Source organism: Cobetia sp. 5-11-6-3 (assembly GCF_013374055.1).
Taxonomy (GTDB): domain Bacteria; phylum Pseudomonadota; class Gammaproteobacteria; order Pseudomonadales; family Halomonadaceae; genus Cobetia; species Cobetia marina.
Window position 1 is genome coordinate 43,707 of the sequence record NZ_BLWJ01000002.1, and the last position, 21,259, is coordinate 64,965.

Below are 21,259 nucleotides of genomic sequence, written 5' to 3' on the forward strand. Positions count from 1 at the left end.
CCGATGACCCAGGCGCGCTTTCGCAGCTTCGCGGAAAGCACGCATGCCGAATGGGCGCTGATCGATGCGCACTTCCGGGAGTATCAGTCCGATGCCTGCCGGCGCGTGATCGCCCACCTGGGCCGCCTCCAGGGAGATCACCATGGCTATCCGGTGGATCGCTACGAGCACTGCCTGCAGACGGCGACCCGCGCCTTGCGTGCCGGCGCCGATGAGGAGATGGTGGTCTGCGCGCTGTTGCACGACATCGGCGATGATCTCGCACCGGCCAATCATGCCGAGATCGCCGCGGGTATCCTCGAACCGTTCATCGATCCGCTCAATGTCTGGATGATTCGCCATCACGAGCTGTTCCAGGGCTATCACTACCGGGAATTCTTCGGCCAGGACCGCCATGCACGTGATGCCTACGCCCACCACCCTGCCTATGAGCGCACCGTGCGCTTCTGTGACGAGTGGGACCAGACCAGCTTCGACCCCGAATACGACACCCTGCCGCTTGCGCATTTCCTCCCGATGCTTGCGCGCGTGATGGGGCGTGAGCCCTTTGGCGGCCTACCGAAACTGGTGGCAGCGCCATCGGCTGCAGTCGCGCAAGGCATGCAAGACCCCGCTTGACACTCCCTATAACAAGGCCCGGCGCGACCGGTGCTGACAAGGAACGACAAGATGAAGCGACCCCTGACCTGCCTGACCTCTTCCCCGTTGCGCGGCACCCGCCGCGGACTTCTCACGCTCGGTGCACTGCTGCTCAGTACGGCGCCGCTGGCGGCTTCTGCCCAGGACACGGACGACGTCTTGACGCTCATCGTGCCGCCCTGGCCCGGTGTCAGCGTCAAGAGCGAGATCGTCGCCCAGATTCTCGCCCCCATGGGCTATGACGTGGAGCGGCAGGAAGTCAGCTCCACCGTCGGTTACAACACGCTGACCACCGGCGACAGTGATGCCTTCCTCGCCGGCTGGCTGCCGGCCCAGAAGGACAGCTACGACGCGGCCATGGCGGCCGGCGCGATCACGGATCTCGGCAACAACGTCACCGGTGCCCGGATGGGCTTCGCGGTGCCGGGCTATGTCTATGACGCGGGTATCCACAGCGCGGCGGACCTGGCCGCCCACGCCGATGAATTCGATGAGACCATCTACTCCATCGAAAGCGGCTCCACCATCAGCGACATGCTCAACGGCGCCATCGACGACGATGTCTATGGGCTGGGTGACTGGGATGCGATGGAATCCTCGACGCCGGGGATGCTCAGTGAAGTGCGCGCCGCCGAGCGCGAGCAACGCTGGATCGCCTTCTACGGCTGGACGCCGCACTGGATGGTGCCGGAATTCGACACCCATATCCTGGAAGACCCGGAATCGGTCTTCGGCCCTGACAACGGCGCCAGTGACGTCAAGACCGTCGTGCGGACCGCCTACGCCGAGGCCAATCCCAACCTGACGCGCTTCCTCGATCAGCTGGTCTTCAGCTCCGATGAGCAGAGCGCCTTCATCCTCGACTACAGCCTGAACGAGCGTGACCTCGATGAGGTGGCGCACGACTGGCTCGTCGCCCACCCGGAGCGTCTGGCGGAGTTTCTTGCCGGCGTGACGACCCGCGATGGCGAAGATGCCGTCGCTGCCGTGAACGCCAGCCTGCAAGACTGACGTAGCCTCCCTACCGCGATGACGGCCATTGATCGCTTCCCGCGCTCCACTTCTCCTGCATATGAAGACGCCGAGTCAGTCGACTCGGCGTCTTGCTGTCAGGGGCCCGGCGTTCAGGCCCCGAAACCCGCGATGAAGACGCGCACGCAGCGCCTGACGTGTGGTCGCAGGCTTTCCGGGTCGGCCGGTTCGGGGAAGCTGCCCAGCAGGGCATCGACATGCAGCGGGTTGAGCAGCATGCCGGTCAGCAGGTTGGCGGCGGCCAGCGGTTCCTGCCCGAGGCCGGAGCCTGGCAAGTGGCCCTCCGCCACCTGTCGTGACAGGTAGCCAGCCAGCCGCTGGCGCGTCAGCTTGGGGCCATTGTCGAGGAAGAGCTTGCCGAGCTGCGGGTTGCGGCCGCTCTCGAAGGCGAGGCCACGAAACAGCCGGATCAGCTGTGGTTCGAGGGCCAGTGTCAGCATCGCCATCCCGAAGTGTTCCAGGGCCTCGTCAACGCGACGTGCCTCATTGACCTCGTGATCCATCACCGACCATACCGACTGTGCTTCCTGCTGCATCACGGCGAGGAACAGCCCCTCCTTGTTGCCGAAATTCCGATAAAGCGTCGTCAGTGATCCGCCGGCCTCCCGTGCGATCTCGTTGATGCTGGTCGCGGCGTAGCCATTTTGCAGGAAGTGTTCTCTGGCGACTTCCCGCTGGCGTCTGCGGCGGGCTTCCCCGCGCGGCGAGGTGCGGGATGTGGCGGTGTCCGGAGCACTCTGCGAGGAAGGGGAGTCCGTCATGTCTGTGTCCTCTGGTGAAAGGGGCCGACTGACGCCGTCAGGGTTGCGATATTGCGAACGAGGCACGCTGTCGGTTGACGCTGTCGGGGGTGGCTCAATGAAGTGTAGTATTCATTACACTTAGTGGCGGTGCAAGATGGCAGTCCCGAGCGCAGGCGTTGCGTCATCGAGGCCGGCCACCGTCAGACGGTTTCCCTGCCTGGCACTGACAGGCAGCAACAGAGAGTCGCCGTATGAACAAGGCAGGCAAGGGCGCAGTGGCGCTCCTCGTGGTGGCGGGCGTGATCGCGGGTGGCGTGATGGGAGTCGAGTGGTGGCAGGTCGGGCGCTTCATGCAGGAGACTGACAATGCCTATGTGCGGACCGACAGCGTGCCGGTACGTTCCGAGATCACCGCGCGCGTGACGCGCATGCTGGTGCATGACAACCAGCCGGTGAAGAAAGGGCAGTTGCTGGTTCAGCTGGACGATGGGGATACCAGGGCCAACCTGGATCAGGCGAGCGCCGCACTCGACAAGGCGCGCACCGGGGAAGTCCAGGCCGAGCGTCAGCTGGATCTGCAGAGCGCGAAGATCGATGAGGCCAAGGCGGCCCTGGCCTCGGCCAAGGCCGAGCGCGATCAGGCCGCGCTGCATCTCAAGCGCTCAAGAAGTCTGGAGAGCCGCAGCTATGCCTCGCGGCAGTCCCTTGAAGATGACCAGGTGACCCTGCGCACCGCCGAGGCCAGCGTGGCGCAGCAGCAGGCGTCGCTGGTCTCCGCGCGTCAGCAACTCGAGGTCTACAAGGCACAGCTGGACTCGGCCCGCGCCGAAGTGGTGTCAGCGGCGGCGGATCTCGCCTACGCGCGCCACCAGCTGGAGAAGACCTCGATTCGTGCGCCCCAGAACGGCGTGGTCGGCAATCGCAGTGTCGAGGTCGGCACCATGGCCAGCGCCTCGCTGACCCTGATGCAGCTGGTGCCGGTGGAAAGCGCCTACGTGGTGGCCAACTACAAGGAAACCCAGACCGAGCGCATGCGAGTCGGGCAGCCGGTCCACCTTGAGGTGGATGCCTATCCGGACATCGAGTTCGAGGGGGTGGTGGACAGCCTCGCGCCGGCGACCGGCACCGAGTTCAGCCTGCTGCCGACGGACAATGCCACCGGCAACTTCAACAAGATCGTCCAGCGCGTGCCGGTGCGTATCCGCCTGACCGGCCCGGAATCGGCATTGCCACGCCTGCGGGCGGGGCTGTCGGTCGTGCCGTCCATCGACACCCGCGAGCTGCCGGAGACCGGCACCTATGCGGCCAGTGTCACCGCGCCTGTCACCGCGCCGGTCATGGCGCCTGATAGCGTGCAGGCCGCCTCCGATGTCGCGGCCACCGCCGAACACGGAGCGCAGTGAGCATGGCCGAGGCAACCGCAGCCCCGGCTGGTGCTACCAGTGACATGCCGTCGCGCCGTCAGCAGATCGGCTTCATCGCGGCGGTGTTCGGCATGTTCATGGCGATCCTGGATATCCAGATCGTCGCCAGCTCGCTCAATGAGATCCAGGCGGGCCTGGCGGCCAGTCCCGAGCAGGTCTCCTGGATCCAGACCAGCTATCTGATCGCCGAGATCGTGATGATTCCGCTCTCGGGCATGCTGGCGCGCATCTTCTCGACCCGCGTGGTACTGACCGTCTCGGCGCTGGGGTTCACGCTGGCGAGTCTGGGCTGTGCATTGTCCACCTCGCTTGAGGCGCTGATCGTGCTGCGTGCGGTCCAGGGCTTCATGGGCGGGGCGATGATTCCGCTGACCCAGGCCGTGAGCTTCTCGATCTTCCCGCGGCGCAAGATGGGCACCATTCAGGCGGTAATCGGCCTGGTGGCGACCATGGCGCCGTCCATCGGTCCCACCGTCGGTGGCTATCTGACCGAGTATTTCAGCTGGCACTGGCTGTTTCTGGCCAATCTGCTGCCGGGCATCCTCGTGGCCAGTCTGGTGTGGCGCAATCTGGAGATCGACAGCGGTGATCGCGGATTGCTCAAGCGTCTGGACACGCTGGGACTGTCTTTGATGGCGGTGTTTCTCGGCAGCCTCGAATACGTGCTGGAGGAGGGGCCGGGAGATGACTGGTTCGCCAGCACCCCCATCCTGCTGTGGGCCATCGTCTGTGCGCTGAGCTGCGTGGGCTTCTTCTGGCGCGTGCTGAGTGCTGACAACCCCATCGTGGATCTGCGCGTGTTCAAGAATCGCAACTTCGCGCTCGGCGCGCTGGTCGGCTTCTGGCTGGGCGTGGTGCTCTACGGGCTGGTCTATCTGGTGCCGCTGTTCCTCGGCAGCGTGCGTGGCTTCTCGAGCCTGCAGATCGGCGAGGTGATGTTCGTGGCGGGCGTGGCGATGTTCCTGATGGCACCGCTGTCGGGCAAGCTCTCCGATCTCATCGATCTGCGCCTGATGATGTTCATCGGTCTGGTGCTGACCGGTGTCGGCACCGGCATGAATGCCCATCTGACGTCGGGCTCGGGCTACAACGAGTTCTTCTGGCCGCAGGTCATCCGTGGCGTGGGCCAGATTCTGGTGCTGCTGTCGGTGTCACGCCTGGCGATGGGACGACTGGCACCGCACGAACTGGGCAACGGCAGTGGCCTGTTCAACGTGATGCGCAACCTGGGCGGCGCGGTGGGGCTGGCGCTGATCGATACCGTGCGCGACTGGCGGGAGGACTACCACTGGAACCAGCTGATCGGCTCCATCGACCAGAGCCGCCAGGTGGTGATCGACCAGCTGGCCAGCTATCAGGTGACCTTCTCGGGCCTGACCGACCCCTGGCAGGCGGGCGTCGCGATGATCGCGCAGCGCATCAGTCTTCAGGCCGAGGTGCTGGCCTTCGACAATATCTTCCTGTGGCTGGGCGCGGTCTATGTGGTGGGCAGTGTCGTGGTGATCGCCTTCCGTCGCCCGGAGAGCGAGGGCAGTGACGAAGGCGGCGCTCACTAGCGTGGCGTCACCGCCGCCCCGGCCAACCAAAAGACCCGCCTTGATGGCGGGTCTTGTCGTTTCAGCCTTCGGGTGACAGCGTCTCACCAGCCCCAGAACATCAGGTACCAGACCCCCAGCGCGGGCAGGCAGGCCAGTGCGACGCTTGTCGTGCCGACCAGTCGTGCGGCGTTGCCGGCGAGCCGTCCACCGTTGCGCTGCTCGCCGTTGCGCTGCTCGCCGTTGTACTGCTCGCCATTGTACTGCTCGCCAGTGATGCGCCAGGCCAGTCGCAGGCCCCACAGGCAGGCCAGTGCCAGCAGCACGGCGCGAAGATCATTGGCCCAGGTGAGGTTGATGCCGTCACCGCGCAGCAGCGTCATGGTGGTGGCGGAGAGGCCGAGGAACACGCCGAGCCCGCCCAGCGGAATCAGGCTCAGCGAGAGATGCCACAGGCGTGACAGCGTCGCCTTGCCCCCCATCAGCCAGTTGCCAAGCAAGAGCGGCAGGCTGGTGAGTGCGCCCAGCAGACCGCCGCCCACCACGATCCACAGCGTGATCAGACTGCCATCGAGCAGATTGAAGACATCGTTGTGCTCGGGATAGTTGGTCAGGATCCAGGTGGGCAGGGTGGTGGTCAGCGGCCACATCAGGTCATGCTCGATCAGCCAGACGGCCAGCTGCTGCTTGAGCGCGACGAACCACGGGCTGGCGCTCCAGCTGAAGGCGCCGATGGCGATGCCGAGCAGGCCGAACACCAGCACCGAGTAGTGGGTGAAACGCACCGGCTGCGGCGGTTCGACCAGCTCCACGCCCGGCGACCGCCATTCCAGCTGCATCGCGTCCTTGTAGCCACTGCAGCGCCCGCAGACATGGCAGTCGCCGGCACTGTCGAGCTGCTTGAGCGGAATCAATGGCGCGCAGTCAGGCGCATGCGTACGCACGGCATTGCCCTGGCGCACGGCGCGGTTGTGGGCGTTCCAGCGCGCCTGGTCGGTACGGAAGTGGGTCGGCGAGAGGCGCGCCAGCAGATTGAAGACGCCATTCACCGGGCATAGCTGACGGCACCAGACGCGTGTGCCCTTGCCGTAGATCAGCCCGACCACGATCGCCGCCACCGTCGAGCCGCCCAGTACCACCAGCGCGCCCAGCGGGTACTGATAGACGCTGGCCAGCTGACCGTAGAGCGTGGTGCCCAGGAAGGCCACGAAGGGCCAGCCTCCCCAGCGCATCCAGCCCGGAATCGGCCGGCCGAGCCCGATGCGGCTGGCGGCCTCCGTCAGGGTGCCCTCGGGGCAGAAGACCCCGCACCACACCCGGCCCATCAGCACCATGCTGATCAGCACGAAGGGCCACCACAGCCCCCAGAACACGAATTCGGCGAACACCGTCAGATTGGTGAGGATGTGCGCTTGATAGTCGGGCAGCGGCAGCAATGCCGGCACCACCAGCAGGAAGGCATAGATGCCCACCACCAGCCACTGGATAAGCTGGATCAGGCCGCGCCGCTGTTGCATCGCCTGGCCGAAACGCGCGATACGCGTGGCTCGGGAGGCGCCGGCTCCGGCGTCACTGGCGATGATGTCCGCCCGTGCGTCGGGGCGTGCGGAGTGTGTACTGCAATGGGCCATGAACGCTTCCTCTTCTCTCACTGGGCAGTGCGCGGGACGGGCATCAGCTGCGCGCGCGGGCGGTGAGCTGCTTGCGCTGATCCTTGCGCTCCACCTTGCGCTGGCGCTTCATCAGAGTGATGACGATGACCCAGTAGAGGGCATAGCCCAGCACCATGGTGGTGGCGGGCCAGGCGCGATAGCCGGCGAAGGTCGCCAGCAGGCCACCGAGACCGCTGCCATCATCGAGCAGCCAGCTGGAATCCCACAGCGGGTCGAGACCGGTCGGCAGATAGCCCAGGCCGATGAGCTGCTCAAGCCCTGACATCAACAATGACGCGGCCAGCAGCAGCAGCAGGACTTCCGTGACGCGGAAGAACAGCTTCCAGGAGAACAGGCGCGAACCCAGCTGCAGGGCCATGAAGGTCGCCACTGCCAGCGCGAAACCGATGAAGGCCGCGAGAGAGAAGCTGCCGATGCCACCGGACTGCAGGCTGGCGGCGCCCATGCCGTAGAGGAAGACGACGGTTTCCGCACCTTCACGTGCCACGGCGATGGCGACCAGTACCGCGACCCCCCAGTAGCTGCCGGAGGAGACGGCCTCGGCCAGGCCGCTCTCGAGTTCTGCCTTGAGAGTCCGGCCCTTGGTCCGCATCCAGAGCACCATCTGGGTGATCAGCAGGCAGGCGATCAGTACCAGCGCCGCCTGGAAGACTTCCTGGGCGGTGCCGGTCAGCCAGGTGTTGGCGCCCATCAGGGCCGCGCCCATCAGCCCGGCCAGCACCAGACCGGCAACGACCCCACCCCACAGGTAGCGCAGCCCGGCGCGCGTGCCCGACTGCACCAGCCAGGCATGCATGATGCCGATGACGAGAATGGCTTCGACGCTTTCGCGCCAGACGATAAACAGAACCTGATCAAACATGGCGGGACTCTCGGGGACAGCGGGCAGGGTGAGGAATCGGCAATGCCGTTCGTGCCCTGACAGGGAAGAGATGGCAGGCGCGGCAGGGGACGAGGCAAGTGACGGCGGACATGTGCCGGTGCCTCAGTCTTCTGCGACGACCTTGCCGCGGGCATCCGGCAGGTGGAAGTCATCGAAGTAGTCGTAGCTGCCGGTACGCAAGGGGTGGATCACCACGAAGGATTTCACGCCCGGGGCCAGCACCTTCTCCTTGCGCAGCGAATTGCTCTCGAATTCGGCGGGCGTGTTGCCCGCGTTGTGCAGCTGGATGACGAATTTCTCGCCGGCCTTGACCTTGAGCACCTCGGGACTGAGCTTGCCGTTGGTGAGCGTCAGGTCATAGGACGGCATGTCGCTGGCCAGCGTCACGCGCGGCAGCAGTACCGCCAGCAGCAGAGCGAGGGTCGGCAGCAGCGCAGCGACGGACTGCCGGGCAGAGCGACGACGAGGAAGGCGCATGATGGGCTCCGGGATAGTGGGGTAGGCACTCGGCAGAGGCACGAGGGAGAGTCATTCGGACGTGGCACTCGCGGGCGCCAGGTGCCAGGGATGGAGGGTTGCCGGCAGAGCGACCAATGGCCGCGAGCGCTTTTCAGCACAGGCGGCCATTGGAGACAGCGGGCGGACATGCCGGCGGATACGAGATGGCGCCGTCATGTCCGCCACGTGCAGAGGCTGGTGCTCAGTAGCCGCCTTTCTTGCCGACACCGGCATACACGAAGTCGTAATCGGTGGTGATGGTGTCCGGCCACTCGGCGACACCGGTTTCCTTGTCGATGTGACGCGGCATGTCCGGGTGCTGGATGTCGAAGGTCAGGTGGTATTTGCCCGGGCCATCCAGCTTGACGTTCTTGCCATAGTGGGTGCCGTCGTTGGCGATCATCGGTACCAGATCGCCTTCGATCGGAGTATCACTGCCCTGCTTGGTCAGGGTGTAGTGAATGCCCAGATAGGGAATCCAGTCGCCCGGCGCGAAGCCGTTGTCGTTTTCCATCAGTGCGTGGATATCGGCTTCCAGATGGATGTCGGCCTGATTGGCCGGCAGCTTGCCTGCCGGGGCCATCACCACTGGCTGCAGATAGACGGCCGCGATTTCCATGCCGCCTTCCTTGACCGGAGTGCCGATCGGGTATTCCAGTGCCGAGGCCTGGCCCGCCACGAACGGTGCCGCCAGGCTCAGGGCGAGCAGGGCAGGCTTGAGCGCGCGGGGCAGAGTAGTGGTGACGAAATGACGCTGTGGCATCGGGGATGGCTCGCAATAATGGGAAGTGGAGCTTCATTATCCTGATAGGCATAAATATAACCATTCTCATTCTTGCGCCGCCTGCGTTGCCTATCTTGCAACGGGGTGTTTTTAAATATGAGATATTACTTAAATAAAAGGATGTTGAGAGAGAGGGGGCCCGGCGTGACTGGCCCCTGGCCTCCCGTCATGTGGATTCCAGCACCATGTCTGGTCTGCCACGTCACCATGCGGCATGCTGCGCGCCATGATGACGATTTCTTCACGTTACCCCGCCTCATTGGACCCTCCCGCCGTCGATGCCTGGTGCCGGACACTGCATGAGCGCCTGCTCGCGCGGCATCAGCGCGCCTGTCTGTGGATCAGCGGCGGAGAGGGCACGAGCGGTGAACCCTGCGCTGCTGCGCTGGCGATCTGTGACCTGTGGCCAGCGCGTGAGCCTGCTCCGCTGTGGCTGGGGGCCGGAGAGGCGATCACGACGCCGGGCGGGACACACGTGCGCTCGCTGGCGATGGCCAAGGCTGCCACTCAGCTGGGCGGCGAGCAGGCATTGGTCGTCTTCGATGCCGCACATCCGCAGAGTGGTCTTGATCCCGATGCCTTCGGGGCCGTGGCCGGCACTCTGATGGCGGGAGGACTGCTGGTGCTGGTGACGCCTGCCGCCTGGGCCGACGCCGAGCCAGCGCCAGCGCCGGATGGCGATTACGCGCGTCTGGCGCACTGGCCGTTCGCGCGTGAGCAGCTTGCGGCGCGCTATCTGGCGCGGCTGGCACGGCGTCTCCAGGCGGATGCCAGCGTACTGCACTGGCCGCAGGGCGAACCGTTACCGACGCTGCCACCCGCCGGGGAGGCAGCGACCCGTGTCGGTGAGGTCACGGACCCTGATTGCCTGACGTCAGATCAGGCCGAGGTGGTGGCCGCGCTGGCGGCACTCCGCCCGAACCAGCCGGTGGTGATCAGTGCCGATCGTGGCCGCGGCAAGAGTGCCGCGCTGGGCATCGCCGCGGCACGCTGTCTGGCAGCGGGGGAAAGTGTCTGGCTGACGGCGCCACGGCCGGCGGCGGTGGCCGCGGTCTTCGCGCGTCTGGCAGCGCTGCTGCCGCGGGGGCGCCGCGAGGGCAATGCCTTTCGGCTTTGCATGCCGGCAGCCCCCCCCGCGCAAGGCGGGTGGACAGCTGATGGAGCGGAGGTTGCGAGCGAGCTGCGTTTCCTGGCACCGGACGCCATCACCGCCGCCCGCCTCGCCTGCCTGGAGGGGCCGCTGCCGCGCTTGTTCGTCGATGAAGCGGCCGCCATCCCCACCCCGTTGCTCAAGGCGTCTCTGGCGCATTTTCCGCGCATCGCCTTCGCCACCACCGTCCATGGCTATGAAGGTACCGGGCGAGGTTTCCAGCTGCGTTTCCGCCAGCATCTCGAGCGTCAATGCCCCGGCTGGCAGGCGCTTGAGATGACCACGCCTGTCCGCTGGGCGTCCGGTGATCCGCTGGAGGCGCTGATCGATGATCTGTTGTTGCTCTCGGCACCGCCATCAACGCTGGCGCCGGTCATGGAGGACCGCAGCGATGTCGAGCAATGGCTGGCCGGCAGTGAGGTCGTCGTACTGGATCGGGACGCTCTGGCACGCGATGAAGCGATGCTGGAGTCGCTGTTCGGCCTGCTGGTGCAGGCGCATTACCGCACCACGCCGGCGGACCTGCGGCAGCTGCTGGATACCCCGGGGCTCAGGCTGCTGGCGATTCGCCATCAGGAGACCGCCAGTGGCAAGCCGGCATGGCTGGGCGTCGTGGCGGCCGTCGAGGAGGGCGGGTTTCCTGCACCGCTGGCAGAGGATATCTGGCGAGGTCAGCGGCGGCCGCGCGGGCATCTGCTGGCGCAGTCTCTGGCGGCGCATGCCGGTCATCAGGCGGCCGCCGAGACGCGCTGGTGGCGGATTCTGCGCATCGCGATACATCCCGCACTGTGGCGGCGTGGGCAGGGGGCGCGCTTGCTCAATGCGCTGGAGCAGCAGGCACGGCTGGCGGGTGTCACTCGTCTCGGCACCAGTTTCGGGGCCGAGGCGGGGCTGGTGGCCTTCTGGCTGTCCCAGGGCTTCATGCCACTGCGCATGGGGCTCAAGCGGGATGCGGCCAGTGGCGAGCATGCGGTGATGATGGGCAAGGCGACGGGGGAGTCATGCGATGGCGCAGGCGAGGCCTCGCCGAGAGATACCTTGCTCGAGGCGCTGCATCAGGACTTTCAGCATCTGCTGCCGAGCCTGCTGGCGCATGAGCTGGCCGGGCTGCCTGACGTGCTGGCATCGCGGCTCGCCCTGGGCTGTCAACCGGCTCAGGGCGGTCAACCGGCTCAGGGCGGTCAACCGGCTCAAGGCTGCCAACCGGCTCAAGGCTGGCCGCAACGACTCGACTGGTATCGGCGCGGTGGCGGAGGTCTTGCTCTGGTGCGGCCGTGGCTGCAGGCCGCGCTGAAAGCCCACGGCTCCCCGGATGAGCAGTGCGTCGGCTCATCCGGACTGGATGAGGCCGCGCGTCACGGACTCGCACTGGCCCTGGCCGGCCAGGATGCACCAGCCTTCATCGACTGGGCCCAGCGTCAGGGCATCGTGGGGCGCAAGGCGCGTGATCGCTGGTGTCGTGCGGCGGCAGGGCGTCTCGTCGATGCGCACGGTGCCCTGCCTGGCGGCGATCATTGATCAGAGGCCGGGGATGCCGATCGGTCCCGGCATGTCGGGAATCGGCGAGCAGCCGCTCAGCATCAGCAGGCCAGCAGTGGCGGAAAGGACGGATAACAGCAGAAGTCGGCGGGGCATGAGGGCTCCGGTTGTCAGGGGCTGGAAGTGCACAGCGTGGCTGTGTCGAGAGATCTCATCCTTGCATATTCGCAGTCACTGATCGACAGGCACCGACAACCACTAGCCATGGCCGTGGACGGTTCCGTATGCTCGGGGATGACAAGAACAGGAAACTTCGCCATGAATGAGCATATCGACACGTTGGAACCCGCCATTGTCTGGCGTCATTTTCGTACCCTGTGCAATATCCCGCGCCCTTCCGGGCATGAAGCGGCACTGGTTGAGCATCTGATTGAGTGGGCGCAGTCGCGCGGCCTCGCGCATGACCGCGACGATTTCGGCAACCTGCGTCTGCGCAAGGCGGCCACCCCCGGCCATGAGAGCGCGCCGGGGATCGTGTTGCAGGGGCATCTCGACATGGTGGCCCAGGCGGCCAGCGACTCCCGCCATGACTTCACCCGTGATGCGCTCGAGACATATCTCGAGGATGGCTGGCTCAAGGCGCGCGGCACGACGCTGGGCGCCGACAATGGCCTCGGCGTCGCCGCGGCGCTGGCGGTGCTGGAAGACGAGACGCTGGTGCATGGTCCGCTGGAGGCGTTGTTCACCCTCGAGGAAGAAACCTCGATGGGCGGCGCATTGAATCTGGCCGAAGGCTGGCTGGAAGGGCGCTATCTGCTCAATCTGGACTCGGAGGACCGTGGCCAGGTCTATATCGGTTGCGCTGGCGGTGCGGACATCAATGTCGCGCACGAATTCGCCACGTCCTCGCTGAAGGATGCCGAGGCGGAGCTTGAGCTCACCATCGGCGGGCTGGTCGGAGGACATTCCGGGCTCGACATCCATCGTGGGCGCGGCAATGCCAACCGCCTGATGTCACGGGCACTGGTAGCGCTGGCGGAATTCTCGCCGCGTCTGGTCAGCTGGTCTGGCGGTACGTTGCGCAATGCACTGCCACGCGAGGCGACCGTCGGCGTGGTGCTGTTCGATGAGCGTGTCGCGGCAGCCCGCCAGCGTCTGGCGGAATTCGAGGCGCAGATTCGCGATGAGCTGCGTGACACGGATCCGGACGTCACCCTCAGCGTGACGCGCGGCAATGCCGAGAGTGCCCTGTCCGTCGAGGATACCCAGCGGCTTGTCGCCGTACTGGATGCCGCGCCCTATGGCGTGGAGCGCATGAGCGCAGCCGTGGAAGGCGTGGTGGAAACCTCCAACAACCTCGGCGTGGTCCAGCTGCGTGAGGGGAGTTTCCATCTCTGTGCCCTGGTGCGCTCGCTGCGTGATGATGCGGTCTCCATGATGGAGCAGCGCATCCGCGGGCTGTTCGGCCTGTTGGGGGCGCACACTCAGGCCGAGAATGCCTACCCGGGTTGGCAGCCGCAGCCTGAGGCGGAGCTTTTGGCGCGATTCTGCCGCCTGCACGAGAGCGTCACCGGCCGCGCGCCGGAGATCAAGGTCATCCATGCCGGTCTGGAATGCGGCATCCTGGGGGCCAAGTATCCCCAGCTCGAGATGATTTCCTTCGGCCCCTTGATCCGCGGTGCGCACTCGCCCAGCGAGCGCGTCGAGGTCGACTCGGTCGGGGAATTCTGGCAGGTGCTCAAAGGACTGATCACGACGCTTGCCGAGCCGCGCGACGCCTGATCCGGGCCGATTGACTCCCCACGACACCGCCCCCGCAGGTAGCCTGCGGGGGCGGTGTCGTATCTGGGCATCAGGCTCTCGTTGAGCTTCCTGCGGGGGCGCTGGCTGGGCACTTCGAGAGTGCGTCAGCTCAGTGGATATTGATGCGTATCGCCGGGAAGCCGATGCTCACGCCATCGTGACGGCGGCGCAGGTCATGGCGGCGCGAATCGTATTGTCGATACTGATGAGGCGCGTAGCGCTCATGTTGGTAGTAGCGGCGCTGGGGAATGCGGTGACGTGTGTCGTGGCGAGAGTGATGGCGCTCCACCCGCGGCTCGTCGAACATCCTCAGATGGCGGCGCTTGATCGCCTCATGGCGGCTTTGCGGCGTGCTGTGACGCTCGATGGTCTGTCGGCCGTGATGCTGCTGACCCTGTGAGCGATGACGATCATCCGCGGCAACGACACCGGGGATGGCGAGGCTCAGCATGAGTCCCAGGCTCAGCAGGACTGGTGCCATTGTGATGGTGTGCATGGGGTGGTCTCCCGTGTTGTCGGATAGTCACCCTTCTTGATCCCTGTTCACACGATACCGTGTCGCGGACACTTTGACGAACAGCGTTCTCTGATGTGTCGACGTCTCCCTGAGTCCATGTCGTGATCTTCTGGCCTTCATGCTCTATGGCGCTCAAGGTAAGTGCTTGCTCGCAAATGCTTTTCCCTCGATGAGCGTCAGTCTGCGGTGCAGAGCGCAAAAAAAACGCCCCTGCCGCGGGGGCAAGGGCGTTTTCGGGTGCTGTCGTCGGGGACGAGATCAGGCGTGTTGATGCTGATGCTTGCCCTCGGCGAGCTCCTCGAGCAGCTTGGCATTGAAGGCATCGAGGTCATCCGGCTTGCGGCTGGTGACCAGCGCGCTGTCACACACCACTTCACTGTCCTGCCACTCGGCACCGGCGTTCTTCAGGTCCTGGGCGATGGAGGGGAAGGAGGTCATCTGACGACCTTCGACGACGCCGGCGTTGATCAGGATCCACGGCGCGTGACAGATGGCAGCCACCGGCTTGTGGGCCTGGAAGAAGCTGCGCACGAAGTTCAGTGCGGTCTCGTCCTGGCGCAGGGTATCGGGATTGAACAGGCCACCCGGTAGCACCAGGCCATGATAGTCGTGTTCGCTGGCATCGCTGAGCGAGGTGTCGACCTGGTAGGTCTCGCCCCAGTCGGTTTCGGCCCAGGCACGAATGCCGTCTTTCTCCGGCGAGACGATGTGTACCTCGACGCCCGCCTCCTGCAGTGCGGCGCGCGGCACCGCGAGCTCGGATTCCTCGAAGCCATGGGTCGCGAGAATGGCCACGCGCTTACCTTGCAGTTGTTGACGTGTCTGCTGATCGGTCTGCTGTGTCATGCAAATCTCCTTTCCGTGCTTCGGCTCTTGCGAGCGTGTTGGGCAGAGAAGGGAAAAATTCTGCTCTCAGCATGCATTACTCACTGAGGTGAGCGCCCCACGTTGATGCAGCGAATTCCCGTCCTTTCGTGCCCTGACACTCAAGACATGGATGCGCGATACTGACTTTCAAGGGGGTGACCCCACTGCGTTTTCACCGGCCATGGAGTGCCCGATGCCTCTGCTTTCTGAATCTTCCGCCGTGATGTGGTTGCTGGTCGGCGTGCTGTTGATGCTGTCGTTGATCCTGGGGTTGGGCTGGCGGCGAACCCGCGAGCAGCTTCACGCTCTCGAAGAGAGCAGTGACGAAACCCGGCAGGCGTTGCAGCAGACGCTTGAAGAGGCGCGGGATCTACAGCAACAGGCCGAGCAGCGGGCGGCCCTGGTCGAGCAGCGTGCCGCACTGGATGGGCAGCAGGCGGAGCAGCAGCAACGCCATCTGAACCAGTCGCTGGAGGAGACGCGGCAGGCGCGCGATGCGCTGACGGAACAGCTCGCCACGCTGCGCGAATCGCTGCAGGGGCGGCTTGATGAACAGTCGCGTGCGCTGAGTGAACAGCAGACGCTGGCACGCAGCCTGACCCGTCAGCAGGAAGTGCTGGAGGCCCAGCTGCTGGAGCGTGAGGAGCGTCTCGAGACATTGACCGAGCGCTACGCCGAGCTGCGCGAGACGCATGCCTCGCTGGTCACGCGTCAGCGTCAGGAAGCCACTCATCACGCCGAGCAGCTGGCACTGCTCAACGACTCCCGCGAACGCCTGAGTCAGGAATTCGAGCAGCTGGCAGGCAAGGTGTTCGAGGAGCGCCAGCAGCGTTTCACCGCCGCCAGTGGTGCCCAGCTCGAACAGTTGCTCAAGCCGTTTCGCGAGCAGGTCGGGGACTTTCGTCAGCGCCTCGAGCAGCTGCATGGCGAGGAGGTACGCGAACGCACCAGCCTCAAGAGTCAGCTCGACCAGCTGGCGGGACTCAATCGCCAGATCACCGAGGAAGCGGCCAATCTGTCACGTGCGCTCAAGGGCGACAGCAAGATGCAGGGCAACTGGGGCGAGATGATTCTGGAGACCGTGCTCGAGCGCTCCGGCCTGCGAGAGGGGATCGAGTTCAAGCGCGAGGTGTCGTTCAGCGGTGAAGGCGGGCGCCAGCGCCCGGATGCCATCGTCTACCTGCCGGACAACAAGCATCTGATCATCGATGCCAAGGTCTCGTTGAGCGCCTACACCGACTACGTCAATGCCGCGGATGAGACGGCGCGGGCGCGAGCCCTGAGGGCGCATCTGACCTCGGTGCGCGGCCACGTCACGGGACTGGCGCGGCGCAACTATCCCGCCATCGAGGGGCTGGGGTCACCGGATTTCGTGTTCCTGTTCCTGCCGATGGAGCCCGCCTTCGCGCTGGCCTTCGAGCATGACGACAGCCTGTTCCAGGACGCCTTCACCCAGGGCGTGGTGATGGTGACGCCGACCACCTTGCTGGCCAGTCTGCGCACCGTGGCCAGTCTGTGGAGTCTGGAGCGCCAGAACGACAATGCGCGCGTGATCGGTGAGCGTGCCGGGGCGCTGCTCGACAAGTTCCGCGGACTTGCCGAATCCCTCGAGGAGCTTGGTAGCCAGCTGGGCCGTACCCGCGAGGCGCACGATACCGCCATGAAGCGTCTGGCCAGCGGGCGCGGCAACCTGATCAGTCGTGCCGAGGAGCTGCTGGAGCTCGGTGCGCGCATGAAGAAGCCGTTGCCCGAGACCCTGGTGCGTCAATCCCGTGACTCTCTGCATCACCAGGGGCCGGTCTCTGGCCTGACATCGCAGTCCGATGCTGCTCTTGAATCTGAGACTGAGACTGAGAGTGAGAGTGAGCCTGCCTCTGGCTCGACGGCGGACAAGGCTCAAGGTGCCACGCTATCGCGTTGGGAACATCTGGAGCGCAAGTGGCAAGGGGACACCCCGTGAACCGGCACATCTCGCTCATTGCCGGCTGACACTCGGTGGCATGCCATCTCTCGTATTCCCTGTTCTTTCTCGACGGCCCTCTAGCAGGGCCGTTTTTCTTGAGATGCAGGATCAACGCAAGCTCGGACTATCGTGTTCTGACGCGGCGAGGAAGGAAATATCGTGAGTGATGCAAAAAATTCGACATCTTCTGCATCCGTTCTCCGGACCTCCCCGTAAGTTGGTTTGAGCCTGCGGTAATGGGGCGAAAATGACAAATGAACAACTTTCAGCTCATGAATGAGCGTTTTCTCAGGAGATGTGCCCATGTCTACCAAGTCCAACAAGTCCGCCAAGACCGCTTTCGCCCTGGCTTCCGCCCTCGGTACCGCCGTAGCGCTGTCTGCCGCCGTGGTCTCCATTCCGGCGCATGCCGCAGACATGGAAAAGTGCTATGGCGTGTCGCTGGCCGGTGAGAATGACTGCGCTGCAGGCCCGGGCACCTCCTGTGCCGGCACTTCGACCGTCGACTATCAGGGCAATGCCTGGAAGCTGGTCCCGGAAGGCACCTGCACCTCCATCGAAACGCCCACTGGCACCGGCAGCCTGGAAGAGATCAAGTAAGCATCACGCCTCGGGTCTCCCCCGAACCTGACGTCCGGTGGGCGGGTGTCTCACCCCTCCGCCGGACGCTCGCAGAATCGAGAGGTCGTCATGCACGAGTCATCCCCCACCTCCCGCAGCCCGGATTTCGGTACGGCCTTGCCGTCGTTCGATGACATGGCCACGGGAATCAGCCTCAAGGCGCAGCATGTCAGGGAGCTGATGTCATCACGGCCGGCGCTGGGGTTCCTCGAGATTCATGCCGAGAACTACATGGGCGCAGGCGGAGCCCCCCATGCGCGGCTGGATGCGCTGCAGGAGTATCCGCTGTCGATCCATGGTGTCGGCCTGTCGCTGGCATCGGATCGTCCGCTGGAGGCCGCGCATCTGGCGCGCCTTCGAGCGCTCTGCGAGCGTCACCCGCCTACCAGTGTGTCAGAGCATCTGGCCTGGGCCGGCCATAGCGGCCACTTCTACAACGACCTGCTGCCGGTGCCATTGACCGACGCGATGCTGGCACGGGTCAGCGATAACCTGATGCGGCTGCAGGACTGCCTGGGCCGCCAGGTATTGATCGAGAATCCTGCACACTATCTGCGCTTTGATGCGCAGGCTCTGGGCGCGGAGTTGATTCCCGAGACGAATTTCCTGACCCGACTGGTCGAGCGCAGCGGCTGTGGACTGTTGATCGACGTCAACAATGTCTTCGTCTCGGCGCACAACATCGGTGTCGATCCTGCGGCATGGCTTGAGTCGATCCCGGCCGCGGCCGTCGGCGAGATCCATCTGGCGGGTCATGTCGTCGATGAGCGCGAAGGCCTGCTGATCGACAATCACGGTGCGCCGGTCTGCGAGGCGGTATGGGCTCTGTATGCCGACTTCATCCAGCGAGTCGGGCCGCGCCCGACCCTGATCGAGTGGGATACCCAGGTGCCGGCGCTGGAGGTGTTGCTGGGGCAGACGGCTCGGGCCGAGCAGATTCTGCAGAGCGCCTTGGTTCAGCAGGGCTCTCGGGTTCCGCAGACCTCTGGCCCTCAGGTGGAGAGTCCGCGATGAGCACGCCAACGGCCCCCATGACTGACCATGATCTTCTCACCTGGCAGCGGGCCTTCATCACGGCGCTTGAGCAGCCTGACCGTCATCTGCCGGGCATCGAGGCGGCACATCAGGGGCGTCTTGACGTCTATCGCAACAATGTCTGGGCCAGCCTGGTCTCCGCGCTGCAGGACGCCTATCCCGTGACGCGTCAGGTCGTGGGCGAGCGCTTCTTCGCGGCGCTGGCGCATGATCACTCACGCCGTCACCTGCCGGAATCGCCCTTGATGATGGAGTACGGGGCGGGGCTTGCCGAGACCTTGCACACGACTCTGACGACGCTGGTCGAGCATCGACAGGCATCGGTCGCTCAGCTGCCGTTCTACGCGGTGGATCTGGCGCGGTTCGAGGCCGCGCGTCTCACGGCCTATCACGCCGCCGACGCTGAAGTGCTGGCACCGGCCAGGCTGGCGCAGCTGTCACCTGAGGCGGTGATGGCGCTGACCTTCCTGCCTCATCCCGCGGCAGGTCTGCTGCGCCTGGAGCATGCGATCTTCGAGGTATGGCAGCGCCACCAGCATGAGGGAGCCAGCCTTGCAGGCCTGGATGTCGCGCGGCCCGAGAACCTGCTGATCACCCGTCCGGCCCTGGAGGTTCAGGTGACGGTGCTGTCAGAGGCGGCTGCCTGGTTGCTCGACCTGCTGTTGGCGGGTGAATCGCTCGCGGATGCGGCCGCCATGCTGGCGGATGTCCATCCCGAGCAGGACCTGGGGCAGCTGCTGGCCCCTCTGCTGGCAAGTGGCGTGTTTCTCGCGCCGGACTAGTGTTGCCCCATGATCTTTCGTCCATGCCAGTCTCCTGCCGACCTGCCCGGGCCGAGCTGGCGCATCCCCTTTTTCTCGCGCACTGGCGCATCCTTGAGGAGGCCTCATCATGAGCCTTGAGTCATCCACGACGCCCGCGGTCCGTACCGGTGTGGCGGGGCAAGTCCTGAACGTGTTCGTCTGGCTGGAAAATCTGCGCATGGATGCCGTGCTGATCCTGATGCGCATCGTCATTGGCGCCGTGTTCTTCATGTCAGCGCAGACCAAGGTCGACGGCTTCGCGCTCAAGGAAAGTACCTTCTTCCTGTTCGAGCACGAATACGCGTTGCCGCTGGTCCCGCCGGTACTGGCCGCCTATCTGGCCACGATTGCCGAGCATCTCTTCCCGCTGATGCTGTGGCTGGGCCTGGGCTCCCGCCTTGCCGCGCTGGGTCTGGCCGGCATGACATTGACCATTCAGCTGTTCGTCTACCCGGAAGCCTGGGTAACCCACGGTCTGTGGCTGTCCAGTCTGCTGGTACTGGTGCTGCAGGGCCCGGGGCGTCTGTCACTGGATCACCTGATTCGCTCACGTATCGCCTGATCTTGCCCGCTGGCCACAACGCAAGACGGAGACCTCAGGGTCTCCGTCTTGCGTTGTGCGTATCGTGGGTCGTCGTGGGTCAGACAGGCTCTTCGGCGCGCTGATGCTCGATCTCGGCACGTACCATCTCGACACTGGCGGCATCGATGTAGTCATTGGCGTGTGCATGATGCGCCATGTCGAGGCTGTCGGTGCTCAACAGCATGTCGCAGCCCAGTGCGGAGAGCTCCTCGCCCAGCGTGGCCAGCTCTGCCTTGCGCGATTCGGAGTCACCGATCTGGCGAATGTAGATGGCGCAGATGCGGCCCGGGTAACGGCGCACGACATCGGCATAGACCTCCGGATCATGCTGACCGCTGTCTCCTATGAGCAGGAACTGCATCTCGTCATACAGGTCGAGCATCTTCTCGATCAGCGCCTGCTTGTGGTCTTCCGAGCGCTTGGGCAGGGGGCGTTGCAGCGTCAGCCCCCATTCGCGCAGGAACAGGATGGGGCCGACCGGGATGCGGTTGTGCTGGAAGAACACCTCCAGCATCTCATAGATGCTCCAGGGGCCGCGTGAGACGTAGAGCAGCGGGCGACTCTGCTGACCGTCGCTGCCCTCGTGGAGCGCCTGATAGAGCGCGGCGACTCCCGGGAAGGCAGTGCGTCGCTCGGCGGATTCGATGAACAGCCGATAGAGCATCTTGAGCTTGTTGGCGACACCGGTGTACATCACGGTGTCGTCGATATCGCTGATCACGCCCAGTCGGGTACTGGCCGGTGGCAGGTAGACCTGGGCCTCGCCCTCGACAGCGGCCTGCTTCGGCGGCCGGGCGGTGATCCGTGCCGTCTGCCATTGGCCTTGATCTGCCAAGGGTGACAGCAGAGGCAGGTGGACGCTGAAGTAGCCATCGCGATCGGTGACGACCGTGGTCTGGTTGCCGCCAAGGCTGACGTCCACCTCCACGCCGCCCTTGCCCCAGCGCAGCAGACGGCGGCCGACATCCATCAGGTCGCGCCCGGCCCCGGGCGCCAGCTGACTGCGCGAGCCGGGCTGCTGGAAGATGCGGCCCATCAGAAAGGCTTCATTGTGTGAGCCATAGCCACGATAGGCATGGATGACGCAACCATCCTTGCCCTGGGCATGGCGCATGGGCTTGGCAGCCACATGCAGCAACTTGCGTAGCAGACGTGTCAGCGGCAGTGACATGCAACCCTCCTGGTATGACGCCTGATCAACCTGCCTGATTGGCAGCCACCCTGCGT

General features: G+C 65.0%; 19 protein-coding genes. 11 read left to right on the forward strand and 8 right to left on the reverse strand.

Features of this window, described 5'->3' with window-relative positions; genetic code table 11:
• Window positions 1-3: 3 nt before the first annotated feature.
• Both HXS66_RS04120 and HXS66_RS04125 read left to right on the forward strand, forming a co-directional pair.
• Window positions 4-618, forward strand: a complete 615-nt coding sequence (locus HXS66_RS04120; RefSeq protein WP_077379338.1) for an HD domain-containing protein — start codon at window positions 4-6, stop codon at window positions 616-618.
• Window positions 619-669: 51 nt separating this feature from the next.
• On the forward strand, window positions 670-1,650 hold the full coding sequence (locus HXS66_RS04125; protein WP_176502932.1) for an ABC transporter substrate-binding protein: 981 nt from the start codon (window positions 670-672) through the stop codon (window positions 1,648-1,650).
• A 113-nt stretch (window positions 1,651-1,763) separates the two neighbouring features.
• Here HXS66_RS04125 and HXS66_RS04130 read toward each other — a convergent pair whose 3' ends face one another.
• Complete coding sequence (locus HXS66_RS04130; RefSeq protein ID WP_077378608.1) at window positions 1,764-2,432, reverse strand: TetR/AcrR family transcriptional regulator; 669 nt, start codon at window positions 2,430-2,432, stop codon at window positions 1,764-1,766.
• A gap of 233 nt (window positions 2,433-2,665) precedes the next feature.
• On the opposite strand from HXS66_RS04130, the gene HXS66_RS04135 reads away from it, so the two are divergent.
• Both HXS66_RS04135 and HXS66_RS04140 read left to right on the forward strand, forming a co-directional pair.
• Window positions 2,666-3,817, forward strand: coding sequence for an HlyD family secretion protein (locus tag HXS66_RS04135; RefSeq protein ID WP_176502933.1), 1,152 nt, complete (start codon window positions 2,666-2,668; stop codon window positions 3,815-3,817).
• 2 nt (window positions 3,818-3,819) lie between these two features.
• Window positions 3,820-5,394, forward strand: a complete 1,575-nt coding sequence (locus HXS66_RS04140) for a DHA2 family efflux MFS transporter permease subunit (RefSeq protein ID WP_176502934.1) — start codon at window positions 3,820-3,822, stop codon at window positions 5,392-5,394.
• Window positions 5,395-5,477: 83 nt separating this feature from the next.
• Here HXS66_RS04140 and HXS66_RS04145 read toward each other — a convergent pair whose 3' ends face one another.
• From HXS66_RS04145 to HXS66_RS04160, 4 genes are all read right to left on the reverse strand, one after another.
• Complete coding sequence (locus tag HXS66_RS04145) at window positions 5,478-7,004, reverse strand: 4Fe-4S binding protein (RefSeq protein ID WP_176502935.1); 1,527 nt, start codon at window positions 7,002-7,004, stop codon at window positions 5,478-5,480.
• 43 nt (window positions 7,005-7,047) lie between these two features.
• On the reverse strand, window positions 7,048-7,908 hold the full coding sequence (locus HXS66_RS04150; protein WP_176502936.1) for an FTR1 family protein: 861 nt from the start codon (window positions 7,906-7,908) through the stop codon (window positions 7,048-7,050).
• Between the two features lie 123 nt (window positions 7,909-8,031).
• Entirely contained in the window at window positions 8,032-8,406 is a 375-nt protein-coding gene (locus HXS66_RS04155; protein WP_176502937.1) for a cupredoxin domain-containing protein, read from the reverse strand.
• Window positions 8,407-8,629: 223 nt separating this feature from the next.
• The gene (locus tag HXS66_RS04160; RefSeq protein ID WP_077378625.1) at window positions 8,630-9,190 is read right to left on the reverse strand and encodes an iron transporter; all 561 of its coding nucleotides are present in this window, start codon (window positions 9,188-9,190) and stop codon (window positions 8,630-8,632) included.
• A gap of 247 nt (window positions 9,191-9,437) precedes the next feature.
• Between HXS66_RS04160 and HXS66_RS04165 the strand changes: the two genes are divergently transcribed.
• A complete protein-coding gene (locus HXS66_RS04165; RefSeq protein ID WP_176502938.1) occupies window positions 9,438-11,879 on the forward strand; it encodes a GNAT family N-acetyltransferase in 2,442 nt (813 codons plus the stop codon).
• Between the two features lie 279 nt (window positions 11,880-12,158).
• Complete coding sequence (locus tag HXS66_RS04170; RefSeq protein WP_176502939.1) at window positions 12,159-13,622, forward strand: aminoacyl-histidine dipeptidase; 1,464 nt, start codon at window positions 12,159-12,161, stop codon at window positions 13,620-13,622.
• A gap of 130 nt (window positions 13,623-13,752) precedes the next feature.
• Here HXS66_RS04170 and HXS66_RS04175 read toward each other — a convergent pair whose 3' ends face one another.
• Window positions 13,753-14,139, reverse strand: a complete 387-nt coding sequence (locus HXS66_RS04175) for a hypothetical protein (RefSeq protein ID WP_136939110.1) — start codon at window positions 14,137-14,139, stop codon at window positions 13,753-13,755.
• Window positions 14,140-14,418: 279 nt separating this feature from the next.
• On the reverse strand, window positions 14,419-15,006 hold the full coding sequence (locus HXS66_RS04180; RefSeq protein ID WP_176502940.1) for a type 1 glutamine amidotransferase domain-containing protein: 588 nt from the start codon (window positions 15,004-15,006) through the stop codon (window positions 14,419-14,421).
• A 214-nt stretch (window positions 15,007-15,220) separates the two neighbouring features.
• On the opposite strand from HXS66_RS04180, the gene rmuC reads away from it, so the two are divergent.
• The 5 genes from rmuC to HXS66_RS04205 all read left to right on the forward strand — a co-directional run bounded on the left by rmuC (window position 15,221) and on the right by HXS66_RS04205 (window position 20,011).
• Window positions 15,221-16,987 carry a DNA recombination protein RmuC gene (gene rmuC, locus HXS66_RS04185; RefSeq protein ID WP_255303091.1) on the forward strand — a complete coding sequence of 589 codons (1,767 nt, stop codon included), beginning with the start codon at window positions 15,221-15,223 and terminating at the stop codon, window positions 16,985-16,987.
• A gap of 306 nt (window positions 16,988-17,293) precedes the next feature.
• On the forward strand, window positions 17,294-17,590 hold the full coding sequence (locus HXS66_RS04190; protein ID WP_077378640.1) for a DUF2282 domain-containing protein: 297 nt from the start codon (window positions 17,294-17,296) through the stop codon (window positions 17,588-17,590).
• A 90-nt stretch (window positions 17,591-17,680) separates the two neighbouring features.
• Window positions 17,681-18,625: a DUF692 family multinuclear iron-containing protein gene (locus HXS66_RS04195; protein WP_077378643.1), complete on the forward strand. Its 945-nt coding sequence runs from the start codon at window positions 17,681-17,683 to the stop codon at window positions 18,623-18,625.
• Window positions 18,622-19,428, forward strand: a complete 807-nt coding sequence (locus HXS66_RS04200; protein WP_176502941.1) for a DNA-binding domain-containing protein — start codon at window positions 18,622-18,624, stop codon at window positions 19,426-19,428. Before HXS66_RS04195 ends, HXS66_RS04200 begins: the two co-directional genes overlap by 4 nt.
• 109 nt (window positions 19,429-19,537) lie before the next feature.
• The gene (locus HXS66_RS04205) at window positions 19,538-20,011 is read left to right on the forward strand and encodes a DoxX family protein (RefSeq protein ID WP_176502942.1); all 474 of its coding nucleotides are present in this window, start codon (window positions 19,538-19,540) and stop codon (window positions 20,009-20,011) included.
• Window positions 20,012-20,090: 79 nt separating this feature from the next.
• Here HXS66_RS04205 and HXS66_RS04210 read toward each other — a convergent pair whose 3' ends face one another.
• Window positions 20,091-21,203, reverse strand: coding sequence for an App1 family protein (locus HXS66_RS04210; protein ID WP_077378652.1), 1,113 nt, complete (start codon window positions 21,201-21,203; stop codon window positions 20,091-20,093).
• Window positions 21,204-21,259 lie beyond the last annotated feature (56 nt).

Excerpts from the sequence above, each read along its gene's own strand:
- HXS66_RS04175 (WP_136939110.1), bottom strand. The coding sequence starts at position 14,139 with ATGCACACCATCACAATGGCACCAGTCCTGCTGAGCCTGGGACTCATG.
- HXS66_RS04150 (WP_176502936.1), bottom strand. The coding sequence starts at position 7,908 with ATGTTTGATCAGGTTCTGTTTATCGTCTGGCGCGAAAGCGTCGAAGCC.
- HXS66_RS04130 (WP_077378608.1), bottom strand. The coding sequence starts at position 2,432 with ATGACGGACTCCCCTTCCTCGCAGAGTGCTCCGGACACCGCCACATCC.
- HXS66_RS04160 (WP_077378625.1), bottom strand. The coding sequence starts at position 9,190 with ATGCCACAGCGTCATTTCGTCACCACTACTCTGCCCCGCGCGCTCAAG.
- HXS66_RS04135 (WP_176502933.1), top strand. The coding sequence starts at position 2,666 with ATGAACAAGGCAGGCAAGGGCGCAGTGGCGCTCCTCGTGGTGGCGGGC.
- HXS66_RS04125 (WP_176502932.1), top strand. The coding sequence starts at position 670 with ATGAAGCGACCCCTGACCTGCCTGACCTCTTCCCCGTTGCGCGGCACC.
- HXS66_RS04165 (WP_176502938.1), top strand. The coding sequence starts at position 9,438 with ATGATGACGATTTCTTCACGTTACCCCGCCTCATTGGACCCTCCCGCC.
- HXS66_RS04210 (WP_077378652.1), bottom strand. The coding sequence starts at position 21,203 with ATGTCACTGCCGCTGACACGTCTGCTACGCAAGTTGCTGCATGTGGCT.
- rmuC (WP_255303091.1), top strand. The coding sequence starts at position 15,221 with ATGCCTCTGCTTTCTGAATCTTCCGCCGTGATGTGGTTGCTGGTCGGC.
- HXS66_RS04205 (WP_176502942.1), top strand. The coding sequence starts at position 19,538 with ATGAGCCTTGAGTCATCCACGACGCCCGCGGTCCGTACCGGTGTGGCG.
- HXS66_RS04195 (WP_077378643.1), top strand. The coding sequence starts at position 17,681 with ATGCACGAGTCATCCCCCACCTCCCGCAGCCCGGATTTCGGTACGGCC.
- HXS66_RS04170 (WP_176502939.1), top strand. The coding sequence starts at position 12,159 with ATGAATGAGCATATCGACACGTTGGAACCCGCCATTGTCTGGCGTCAT.
- HXS66_RS04155 (WP_176502937.1), bottom strand. The coding sequence starts at position 8,406 with ATGCGCCTTCCTCGTCGTCGCTCTGCCCGGCAGTCCGTCGCTGCGCTG.
- HXS66_RS04190 (WP_077378640.1), top strand. The coding sequence starts at position 17,294 with ATGTCTACCAAGTCCAACAAGTCCGCCAAGACCGCTTTCGCCCTGGCT.
- HXS66_RS04180 (WP_176502940.1), bottom strand. The coding sequence starts at position 15,006 with ATGACACAGCAGACCGATCAGCAGACACGTCAACAACTGCAAGGTAAG.
- HXS66_RS04145 (WP_176502935.1), bottom strand. The coding sequence starts at position 7,004 with ATGGCCCATTGCAGTACACACTCCGCACGCCCCGACGCACGGGCGGAC.
- HXS66_RS04120 (WP_077379338.1), top strand. The coding sequence starts at position 4 with ATGACCCAGGCGCGCTTTCGCAGCTTCGCGGAAAGCACGCATGCCGAA.
- HXS66_RS04140 (WP_176502934.1), top strand. The coding sequence starts at position 3,820 with ATGGCCGAGGCAACCGCAGCCCCGGCTGGTGCTACCAGTGACATGCCG.
- HXS66_RS04200 (WP_176502941.1), top strand. The coding sequence starts at position 18,622 with ATGAGCACGCCAACGGCCCCCATGACTGACCATGATCTTCTCACCTGG.